The organism is Martinezella multihospitum, from assembly GCF_900094585.1.
GTDB lineage: Bacteria > Pseudomonadota > Alphaproteobacteria > Rhizobiales > Rhizobiaceae > Rhizobium > Rhizobium multihospitium.
This window is the reverse complement of record NZ_FMAG01000002.1, coordinates 867,233-877,951: the sequence shown is the minus strand read 5'-3', so window position 1 is coordinate 877,951 and position 10,719 is coordinate 867,233. Positions and strand designations below refer to the sequence as shown.

8 protein-coding genes are annotated in these 10,719 nt (G+C 56.2%); 7 read left to right on the top strand and 1 reads right to left on the bottom strand.

Going from position 1 to position 10,719, the window contains the following annotated elements:
- Positions 1-231: 231 nt before the first annotated feature.
- Entirely contained in the window at positions 232-1,410 is a 1,179-nt protein-coding gene (locus tag GA0061103_RS11105; protein ID WP_092710883.1) for a polysaccharide biosynthesis/export family protein, read from the bottom strand.
- Positions 1,411-2,047: 637 nt separating this feature from the next.
- Here GA0061103_RS11105 and GA0061103_RS11100 point away from each other — a divergent pair.
- From GA0061103_RS11100 to GA0061103_RS11070, 7 genes are all read left to right on the top strand, one after another.
- Complete coding sequence (locus GA0061103_RS11100; RefSeq protein WP_092710880.1) at positions 2,048-2,884, top strand: class I SAM-dependent methyltransferase; 837 nt, start codon at positions 2,048-2,050, stop codon at positions 2,882-2,884.
- Positions 2,885-3,024: 140 nt separating this feature from the next.
- Positions 3,025-4,089, top strand: a complete 1,065-nt coding sequence (locus GA0061103_RS11095; protein ID WP_092710877.1) for a hypothetical protein — start codon at positions 3,025-3,027, stop codon at positions 4,087-4,089.
- A gap of 1 nt (position 4,090) precedes the next feature.
- Positions 4,091-5,371, top strand: coding sequence for a KpsE/RkpR family capsule polysaccharide export protein (locus tag GA0061103_RS11090; RefSeq protein WP_092710874.1), 1,281 nt, complete (start codon positions 4,091-4,093; stop codon positions 5,369-5,371).
- A 13-nt stretch (positions 5,372-5,384) separates the two neighbouring features.
- Entirely contained in the window at positions 5,385-6,038 is a 654-nt protein-coding gene (locus GA0061103_RS11085; RefSeq protein WP_092710871.1) for an ABC transporter ATP-binding protein, read from the top strand.
- 95 nt (positions 6,039-6,133) lie between these two features.
- Complete coding sequence (locus tag GA0061103_RS11080; RefSeq protein WP_245304723.1) at positions 6,134-7,333, top strand: KpsE/RkpR family capsule polysaccharide export protein; 1,200 nt, start codon at positions 6,134-6,136, stop codon at positions 7,331-7,333.
- 17 nt (positions 7,334-7,350) lie between these two features.
- Complete coding sequence (locus GA0061103_RS11075) at positions 7,351-8,457, top strand: hypothetical protein (RefSeq protein WP_092710865.1); 1,107 nt, start codon at positions 7,351-7,353, stop codon at positions 8,455-8,457.
- A gap of 56 nt (positions 8,458-8,513) precedes the next feature.
- Positions 8,514-10,709: a glycosyltransferase family 2 protein gene (locus GA0061103_RS11070; RefSeq protein WP_092711256.1), complete on the top strand. Its 2,196-nt coding sequence runs from the start codon at positions 8,514-8,516 to the stop codon at positions 10,707-10,709.
- The last annotated feature ends 10 nt before the right edge of the window (positions 10,710-10,719 follow it).

Sequence of the window (10,719 nt, the reverse complement as noted above, 5' to 3'; positions counted from 1 at the left end):
TGCGGCAGCGCAACAACCGATGCAATATGCGATCTCTTACACTCTTTAATCCAAATCGAAGATCGCAGCTATTGCTTGCGACGATTGTCGTGTTTTCGACAAGTCAGTTCGCGATGAATTTCCGTTGCCGACAAGGCACGATCCGTCACAATCATACAGATGTCGGCATCCGCCAATGATTAGGGGCGCAGGTAGATCAGACAGAACCGCTGCCCCTCCATTTTTCCAGGATTACTGCCCCAGATTCACCGCTGTTGCTGCTCCCTGGGACGCGATGCCTAGCGGCGTACCGATAAGATTCAAGAACTTCCTGATGTCGACGGACGGATGGCGCGACACGTAGATGACGTCACGGCTCTTGACGGGGAAAGTCTGTCCCACGATCAGGCTGTCAGGATTGGACATATCGAACCGATAAACGATCGGATAGCGCCCCTTGGCATCCGGCACCATACCCTTGCGCAACAGGTCCTGGAAACGAGCGGGGCTGAGCAGAATCTTGGCGATTTCAGGCTCTTCGTAGCGGAACAGGAAGAAGCCCTTGGCATTGCTCGAGTCGTCGATCGCGCCATGACCGAGGGCTACGGCCTCAAGCAGATTTAGATCGTTCGCCCCGAACTCGATGCGGCCGTCCCCACGAACGGAGCCGAGCAAGGTGAAGGTTCTTGGATCGCGGACGAGGAAAATCTGGTCGCCCGGCTGGACATAGATATCTTCCGAAGGATGCTCGATGATCGACTTCAGCAGAACCGTTCCGGTCCTGCTGCCGCGAACCAGCGTAACATAGGTTTCGTAAGGTTGCGTCGAGGGGCCACCGGCCTTGGCGATGACTTCGGTGATCTTTTCCTTGGTCAGATCGAGCGGAACCATGGAAGGACGGCCGACCGCACCCGAAACGGTGACGGTCCGCGACGGCGTGCCCATGCTTGTTACGATAACATCCGGCTCAACGGCCTTGGTTGCCAGAGCCGCCAGGATTGCCTTGCGAGCCTGGTCAAGCGTCTTGCCTGCGAATCGAACCGAGCCGGCATAAGGGATTGCTGCCGTACCGTCCGGCTGCACGACGATATCGAGCGATACCTGCTTCGATTGCGCCGTCGAAAACAGGCCATCGGCGCCAGCTTCGAAAATCGTGACCTTCAATGCGTCGCCGACACCGATAACGACCGGACCGACACCACCGCCCATGCCAAACCGGCGATTGAGCGTGGAGGAAACGTAGTCGGAAACCAGGCGCGCACTGCGGCTGTCGATGTCGACAATGTCGAAAACTGCGGCATTCCTGCGACCCAATTCGACACTGGATTGACCGGCATCTTTTACAATAGCGCCAGCCAGCGGACCTTCGCTCGAAACGGAATTACATCCCGCCAGAACCACGCAACAAAGTACGGCGCCAATACGAAACAATTGAAAACCTCAAACTAATTAGCTGCCGTGATTACCTGATGGCATACATCGACATAGAATGCATCAAATCTATCGACGCCTTGAAAAGCATAACGGGCACGCGTCAACAAGCCCAAACGCCGGAAATGCAATCAAAAATATCAGGTGCGATCATCTGAACACACCCGGGATTCAAGAAGTGCCCGATCAGATCGGGTTTATAAGGGGCAAAGGCGGTTAAAGCAATTTGGACGAGTATTATTTGCGGTTTAAAATTAAAATTTTCTGAAAAATAAAAAGAGGCCGTTAAGTAACGGCAATAGTAAAAAATCGCCCGATCAGCGACATAAAGTTCCGCAGAATCGCACTTATGCCGCTTTTCATAAGATTGCTATTGCCTGTAAAAGAGTTGAGTCATGACCCGCAACCCATGCAGAGATGACAGACCACAACAATCGGTACTTGCCGAATTTCTGCCTCCAGCGAGATAGCATCAATGGCTCCTCGAATCTGCCTCGGCAATCCTCGATTGTCCACCGGCGCTTATGAATTCCGCCAACTTGCTGCGAGGCGAAAAGCGGTTTGGAGGCCGCGATACGCCAACGCGAGAACTTCTCCGGATCGGCGGGATGCCGATTGAAATGAAGGTTATGTATTAATGCTTGGTTTTTCAAAGCGCTCCCAGAAGAAAGCATCGAAAAGTCCCCTGGAGATATTCGATCAGTACGAGCAAGGCAGGCCAGCGCACCAAAACGCCATCGATGCGCTTCAAGGATGGAACTGTGCGTTTCCGCCCGAATTCGATCTTAACGCCGGTAACCTGCCTCTTTACGCGGACGACCGCATCGATTGGGCATTGCGCACATTCGGATCGATAGAAGGCAGGACCATTCTCGAAGTCGGCCCGCTTGAGGGAATGCATACCCATATGCTGAATTGCCATCGCCCGGCGCGTATCGATGCGATCGAGGCAAACCGTCTCTGCTTTCTAAGATGTCTGGTTACCAAGCAGATCCTGAACATCGACACCGCCTCTTTCATGCTCGGCGACATTCAGGCGTGGCTGACGGAAGGCGAAGAAATCTACGACTTTGCGCTTGCATCAGGGGTTCTCTATCACATGGCCGACCCCGGCGAGTTTCTTCGCTTGCTGGCAAAGCGGTCCAATGCGGTTTTCATCTGGACGCACTTCGTCCTCGAGGACGCAATGCCGGAGGGCGACGTGCGGTGGCTGCCTTTCAGCGGCAAGGTGGAGACGAAACTGCTAGATGGCGTTGCGGTGCGCTACTACGAGCGTAGCTATCACCACGCCAATGCCAATGCGTCTTTCTGCGGCGGCATGAAGGACCGGCACTTTTGGATGCACAAGGACGATATATTGATGCTGCTGCGCACATTCGGCTTCAATGACGTTATCATCCGGGATGAAAATCTGAGCCACCCAGGCGGCCCCAGCTTCTCGCTGCTGGCACGAAAAACGCCCAGCGAGGCCTGACGAGGTTCGAATGCCAAGGCCCAACATCTGCGATATCGATAGGCATCTTGATAGATGTGATGCTATGCAGGGCGCAATGACGTCACTCCATCAGCAATTTCGACCCTGCGCCGATCTGGTAAAAGCGCCGGAGAAACTCCGTGCTTTTTAACCTCGAATATGATCATGGCAATATTATCGAGGGCTATCTGATCCCCGATGGCTTTTCCGACAAACCACAGATCAGAATCTCGGACGCCGGCGGCGATCTGACGATCCTGCCATGCGACCAGCTCAAGCAGGCGGTCATCGACTCGGGACGGCACGAAGATGGCCGTGTCGGGTTCAGGCTCGATACGACGATCATGCCGGACCTCATGGAACGTACATCGCTGATGATCCATGATGCGAAGTCCGGATTGTTGATCTATCGGCGACCGCAAGTATCGAACACGATTCCGTTAAAGATTGTAAGGCTAGAGACACAGCTGCTGCCAATGGTCAAATTCGACTACCATTGCGGCCGCAACTTTCAATACGAGCTCTCATCCGTCGAGCGCTTCGGTCACGAAACGACCCTCCAAGCCTTTCATCTGAACGCCATCGAGTCGATCTATCTTAGCGGTCGGCTGTTGATGCGCAATTATGAAGAGTTCCTCGACAAGGGATTCAAGGCCATCGTCCTGCTTACCGATCCCTATTACGAACTCGCTCTGCGGATATTCCTTCTGAAACGAATGGCGAAAACTCAGATTTCCTTCTTCGGCGACCGCGACAAGATCATCCTGGCGCCTGCTGCGGAGCATTTTGCCGAGGTAAGCCTCGAAAACGAAGCCTCTCTCAAGGCAGCCCTGAAGAAAGCGCCTCAGAGTGTCAGAAACGTTTTGGTATCTCCGGTCACCCGGCAATTGGCCACGACCATACCGGAACAGACCGTGACACGCGCCGAGGTCGCCACCGCGATCGATCTTCTCTCGCGCTTTGCAATTGTCGGTTTCGATACGGACAGTCTCTATTTTCAACAGGCGCTCAGCGAGCTCATCGGGATTTCGGTTGACGATTTTCCGTTGCCACCCAGACACAGCACCCTTGAAGACGTTGCGACAAGGTTGCGTTCATTGCATATTGCCGAGCTCATGCTCGAAGAGGATTTGATTTTCGACCACTATGTGCGTCAGGCGATGAAACCAACCGCGCCCGGACTGCCGGAAACGATTGCAAGCTGACATGCCGAAGCCAGTCATTGAAGACACGATAGTTCAGGACTCTCCGCGGGTAAAAACGAGCCGACATATCCTGCCTTCGCTGTTCCGGCGCAGGCTGCCGGCGCAACGTACGCGCACCGATCTCGACGACGTCGAATATATACCGGTGCATGATGGCAACGAGCCCGAAACACAATCGGGCGGCAAGCCGCCGCTGAGACTTATCGGCTTCGTATTACTCGTCATCCTGCCTTTCCTGGCCAGCTCGGTATATTACGCCTTCATTGCCTCGAACCAATATGTAGCGGAAGCACGTTTTGCCGTTCGTGCTGTATCGGGAGCAGGCGACACGGGTGATGCTGGTGATTCCGGTGGAGCCACCAGCGCTCTGAACATGCGCTCGGCTTCGCAGGACGCTTATGTCGTCACCAGCTTCATCCACTCGACGGAAATCCTCAACCGGATCGGCAAGAAACTCGATTATCGGGCCATGTTTACCCGGCAGGATGCGGATTTCCTGTCGCGATTCGGCTCGGCGCGATCCGATGAAGAGTTTCTGAAATACTGGAACGACCATGTCAGCGCCTATATAGACGTTACCTCCGGCATTATCACGCTGAAGGTCAGGGCTTTCACGCCCGATGATTCCGTCAAGCTCGCGGACGCCATCATCGAGGAAAGCGAAAAGCTCATCAACGAGCTTTCCGAACGGGCACGCAACGACATCGTGCAGAGCATGAAGGCCGACGTCCAGAAAAGCGGCAAGGCCTATGGCGATACTTTGACCGCTCTCAACCAGTTTCAAAACGCATCCGGCCTTCTCAGCCCGCAGGCACAAGCGCAGAACAGCGGCACGATTCTGACGGGCCTGCTGGCCCAGAAACTGGAATTCGAAACGCGTCTCTTCGTCATGCGGCAATCCAATGCCCAGAATTCTCCGACCTATCAGCAGCTCAATCTCGCCAAGGACAGCCTCGATGCACAGATCGAGAAGATGAGATCGGAGTTGACAGGCCCTGAGAATGCGAGCCTTGCAAAGGCCCTGCTGGACTATTCCAGGCTGGAGACCGATCGCATGATCGCGGAAAAGCTCTACGAAAGCGCGCAGAAGAACTACGATGCCGTGCTTGCCGAAGCTTTGCGCAAGACGCTCTATCTCGCCGTTTTCGTCAAGCCGGTGCTGCCGGACGAATCGATATTTCCACGCCGTGTCAGTACGCCTCTGATCATATTGCTTGCGCTTGTTGTTACCTGGGCGACGCTTTCTCTTATCTGGGCATCCGTCGAGGATCACCGGATATGAGTGGGGAAGCACCATGATCAGCTTCAAGAACGTCTCGAAATTCTTCAAGACACAGAGCGGCAAGAAGATCATCCTCGACCGGGTGCATTGCGAGTTCGAATCCGGCTACTCCTACGGCTTGCTGGGCGTGAACGGTGCTGGAAAATCGACGACGATCCGCATGATTGCAGGCACGATGCTGCCGAATTCGGGCAAGATCAGCAAGAATGTTCGAGTATCCTGGCCGCTGGGCCTCGGCAGCGGCTTCAATCCCTTCATGACGGGGCGGGCCAATGTTCATTTCGTTGCGCGCGCCTACGGCGAGGATGTCAGGCGTGTCTCCCGCTTCGTCGAAGAGTTCGCAGAGTTGGGCGACTATCTCGATGCGCCGGTGCGCACCTACTCCTCGGGCATGAGCGCGCGATTGGCATTCGGGCTTTCGATGGCGATCGAGTTCGAATGCTATCTCGTGGACGAGGTTCTGGCCGTCGGCGATGCGAGATTTCAGGAGCGCTGCCGCATCGCATTCGAGAACAGGCGCAAGAATTCCGATATCATCATGGTGTCCCATAGCATGGGCATGATTAATACACATTGCGACAGGGGTATTGTACTTGTCGATGGCAGACTTATCGTCTTCGATAAGGTAGAGCAGGCTATCGAAGCCTATTATAGATTGAATCGATAGAAGATCAGGGATCGACGGCAAGGCCCAATATGGCTCATGACACCGAAAACGCGCCAAAAACGCTTCAGCTCAGCGCGACGGAGCATAGCCGGAACGTGGCCACGAATCTGTCGGTGACTGCGCGGAAGCTGCGCTTCTCGACATCGAGGCGCAGCCAGCTGTTCAAGGCTGTCGGCCTGCGGCCGCGGCCGATGCAGCAGATCATCGGCAAGGCCATGCTGGCATCGACCTTTCTGCTGATTGTCGTCCCCAATATCGCTTCGATCTACTATTTTACCCTCGTCGCGTCCGATCAGTATCAATCCGAAACGCGCTTTACGGTCCGCACCTCCACGCCCGCACTCGGCAGCAATCAGATTACCAAGGTGACCGGCCTGCCTCCGGCGCAAATCGTCCAGAACACCCTGATCGTCACCAACTTCATCAAGAGCAAGGACATGGTTACCGCGCTCGAGGAAAGGGTCGACTTCCAAAAGATCTACGGTAGCGACTCGATCGATCGGATTGCGCGCCTGAAGAAGGATGCGAGTTCGGAAAAGCTGCTCAATTACTGGGAAGACATGGTTTCGATCAAAATCGATGCCAACAGCGGCATCGTGACGGTCAAGGCGCGCGCTTTCACCGCGGCCGATGCCCAGAAGGTATTGCGCGAGGTTGTCGCCGCGTCTGAGGTCGTCGTCAACGACGTCAACACCCGCATCTGGCGTGACGTCATCGCAACCGCCCAGGCGAATCTCGACAATGCTAGGGATCAGCTGCAGAAGGCGCGAGATCAGCTTTTGATTGCGCGCAACCAGACAGGCGTCCTCAGCGTCGCGGGATCGTCGGCCGTTATCACCAACTTGATATCATCCGTGCAGAAGGAGAGGATAGAGCTTCAGCAGAAATATGATGCGCTGCTTGGAACTGTCTCCGCCGATGCACCGCAGATGCGCGTGTTGAAACGCGAGATCGACAGCAGACAGAAGCAGATCGATCAGCTCAACAGCCAAGTCGCCGGGCAGAACAAATCCGAGCAGAATCTCGCGGACGTTTCCGTGGATATGTCACAGCGCGAACTGGAACAGAGCCTTGCCGAGCAGCAATTTGCCACGAGCATGAAGACGTTGGAGCAGGTCAAGTTCGTCAGCAAGCAGCAGCTGCTCTACCTCGATACGTTCCTGGCGCCCAGCCTGCCCGACGAGGCGGAGTATCCCCAGCGGGCGCTCTGGATCAGCGGAATCCTGGGCGTGACGCTTCTTGCCTGGGGTGCTGTTTTCGGCATCCTCGCAAATCTCCGAAGTCGCCTGGCGTGATTTTGCGCGGAAGCCCCATGCAAGTTTTGCGCGATATCGTCTATCAATTGCTTCCAAGACCACGGCCATCCCGTGCGCCGGAGGAAGATGGTGAGCGCGTTGCGAGACGTCTGCTCATCTTGTCGCGCCATCCCAATCCGAGCTTCAGCTACTATCTTGCTGAGCGGGCCAAGACACTTGGCCATATTCCGGTCATCATGAAGGGCCTCGACGACCCACTCGACGCTGTCGATAGCGACGGGCTCTTCGTCATCATTTGCCGCTACATCAAGCAGCCGCAATTGCGCTGGCTGGAAGAAAGACGAGGCACGCTGGCCGGGGTCGCCTATTTCGTCGACGACGACATTCCCGCGGTCGTGACAGGTAACGAAGCCGGTTGGCTCTATAAGTTCAGGCTGATCAAATTGGCGGTTCGCCCAATGCCGAGGGTCAATAGGCTCCTCACCCATGTCTGGACCTCGACCGAACCCCTGGCAAACGCGCTCGCGATGAGAAGCCATCGGATCGATATCCTGCCCCCGCTTCCAGCGGATGCAGCAGAAATCGTGGTCAATGCCGGGGATGACGGAGGCGCGCCGCTGAGAATGGTCTACCATGCCACCGGCGTCCATCGTCGCGAACACGAGTTCCTCATGCCGATCGTCAAAGCCGCGATGGAAAAACACAGCAACCTGCATTTCGAGGTGTTTGCCGCCGGCACTCTCGCCCGACGCTGGGCTCTGCAAGGGATCGACCCGACGAGAATGACGATCATTCCGCCACTCCCCTGGCCGGCCTATCTCGCAAAGACAGCGCATCATCAAGCCGATATCGCTCTGGCTCCTCTTCTGTCCGGAAAGACCAATGCGAGCCGCTCGGATACCAAGCGGATCGACATCAGCCGCCTGCGGGCAGCAGCCATATTTTCCCGATGCCCGATTTTCGAACGATGCGCCGTTGCCGGGGAACTTCACATCGGCAATACCGCCGACGAGTGGCTTGCCGCTATCGGCTTGCTCATCGGCGACCGCGCGCAGCGGCTTTCTGCCCGCGATGCTACGCGACATTCGATCGAGAAAATGCGGCTGTACGCCAGTCCGACATTTCCAGGCATACGTTTTGAACCTCTAAGCGGCGCGGGCTAGGCCAGGAATTTCGCAGGCAATGTCTCTGCTCGCATGTGGATGAAATCAATATTTCGATGACACTCAAAATTATACCAAACGCCGATCTCGAACGGGAAATCTCCGCTGACGCCGATCTCAGCCTATGGAAATCCCTGGGGGATGATCCGGCTTTCGAGATCAGGTTTGCGCCCATGCGAAAGAAGCTGGTCGTCATCCATATAGTCGCGATCGACGAGCCTCTAGATCCCAAATTCTATATCAATCGCGGCTACGGCTTCCGAGAGAAGGATACGGTCTCCCTTCCGGAAGGGCATCGTTTCGTCATCACCGCCGACATCGGTTCGGTCGGCTCCATCTGCGCCCTGCGCGCCGATCCGGCCAGCTTCCCGACGACGTTCCAGTTCGCCGTCAGGGCCTTTGCGTCCAAAAAATCGGCCGAGGCATATATTTCGACTCTTCTTGAACCGGATGGACGAACCAAGCGCGTCGATCTCGGCAAGCTACCCCAATATTGGATGAAATTACCCAAGCTTCGCTTCGGGCGACGCGCCGCAAGTCTGACCGTGCAATATGCGGACGCCAGCTATGGGCTTGCCTCCGCACTGGAGACGGCACCGGTATCCGCAACGGCCGGAACCTGGCTGAGCGTCGTCGTCCCGGTCTACAATGCACCGCCCCGCTATCTGGACGACCTCGTCAAATCCTTCGAAGAACAGGGCGAAACAGGCACCGAGCTCATCCTGAGCGATGATGGCTCGACGTCGCCGGAAACAGGGCAGTGGTATCAGAGCCGGCAATCGAAAGACAATATCCGCTTTGTGCTGAATGAGCGCAACGGCGGCATCGCGGCCGCCACCAATGCGGGTCTGTCCCAAGCACGGGGGCAATGGATTGCCTTTCTCGATCATGACGATGTCATCGCACCGCATGCCTTCAAGCTCATCCGGCATACGCTGGAGCAAAATCAAGGCGCGAATTTCCTCTATACGGACGAACTGGTGGTCGACGACGTCCTGAAGCCGACCGGCGTCATGCTGAAGCCGGCCTATGATTCCGTGCTGCTGACGGGCGTCAATTACATCAACCATTTTTCCGTCTACCGCCACAGCCGCCTTCGGGAGATCGGCTATCTCCGCATGGGCTACGACGGCTCGCAGGATTACGATCTGCTGCTGCGTTATCTGGAGGGCGTCCCCGAGGAGAGCGTCCTCCACCTGCCCTACCCGGCATACTGGTGGCGCCGCAATGGCAAGACCTTTTCCCGCAACTTCATGGAGGCCGCCACCACGAACGCCAGGAAGGCACTGGTCGAACGATTTGAGCGGCTGAAGCAGACGATCGCCGTCGAGGGTGCCCTCACCAACACGCTGCACCGGATCATCTTCGAAGCCCCGCACGCGTGGCCGAAAGTCTCGATCATCATTCCGAGCAAAAACAATTTCGATCTGATTTCGCGCATCCTCGGCGATCTCTTTGAAAAGACGGATTATCCGAATTTCGAAGTTCTGGTCATCGACAACGGCTCCACGGATCAACCTGTCCTCGATCTCTACGAGCGCTACCGCCAGAGCGAGCCGCGATTTTCTGCAACTGTAACACCGGAAGCCTTCAACTTCTCGCGCTCGGTCAATCGCGGCCTGAGAGCAGCGACGGGGGAGCACTATCTCATCCTGAATAACGACGTCGAGGTCATCGAAGCGGACTGGTTGAAGGAGATGGTCTCCTGCCTCGCCTATGACAGGACCGGCATCGTCGGCGCCAAACTGCTCTTCGCCAATGACAAGATGCAGCATGCCGGTGTGGTGGTTGGCTTTGGCGGACTTGCCGGTCATTGGTATATGAACAAGCCGAAGGAATTCGGCGGACCGATGAACCGGCTGCATGTGCGCAACACCATGACATGCGTGACCGGAGCGGTGATGCTGATCTCGGGGGACTGCCTACGGAAAATCGGCCTCTTCGACGAGGAGAATTTCGCGGTCGCCTATAATGACGTGGATTATTGTCTGCGGGCGCACAAAGCCGGCTATCGCATCGTCTGGACGCCCTTTGCCTGTCTTTATCACCATGAATCGCTGTCGCGCGGTTCGGACAAATCCGGCGAGCGGAAAAAGCGTTTCGAGCAGGAAAAGCAGAACCTGCGCCGGCTCCACGCCACGCAGGGTTTCATCGACCGCGCGCTCAATCCGGCCTATGGCCGCGACAAGTCAGACCCGAAGATCGTGGTGCCGACGCAACTGCACATCCCCTTGATGCCTGACGCTGTCTGAAGCGGGCTCG

Excerpts from the sequence above, each read along its gene's own strand:
- GA0061103_RS11085 (WP_092710871.1), top strand. The coding sequence starts at position 5,385 with ATGATCAGCTTCAAGAACGTCTCGAAATTCTTCAAGACACAGAGCGGC.
- GA0061103_RS11070 (WP_092711256.1), top strand. The coding sequence starts at position 8,514 with ATGACACTCAAAATTATACCAAACGCCGATCTCGAACGGGAAATCTCC.
- GA0061103_RS11100 (WP_092710880.1), top strand. The coding sequence starts at position 2,048 with ATGCTTGGTTTTTCAAAGCGCTCCCAGAAGAAAGCATCGAAAAGTCCC.
- GA0061103_RS11075 (WP_092710865.1), top strand. The coding sequence starts at position 7,351 with ATGCAAGTTTTGCGCGATATCGTCTATCAATTGCTTCCAAGACCACGG.
- GA0061103_RS11090 (WP_092710874.1), top strand. The coding sequence starts at position 4,091 with ATGCCGAAGCCAGTCATTGAAGACACGATAGTTCAGGACTCTCCGCGG.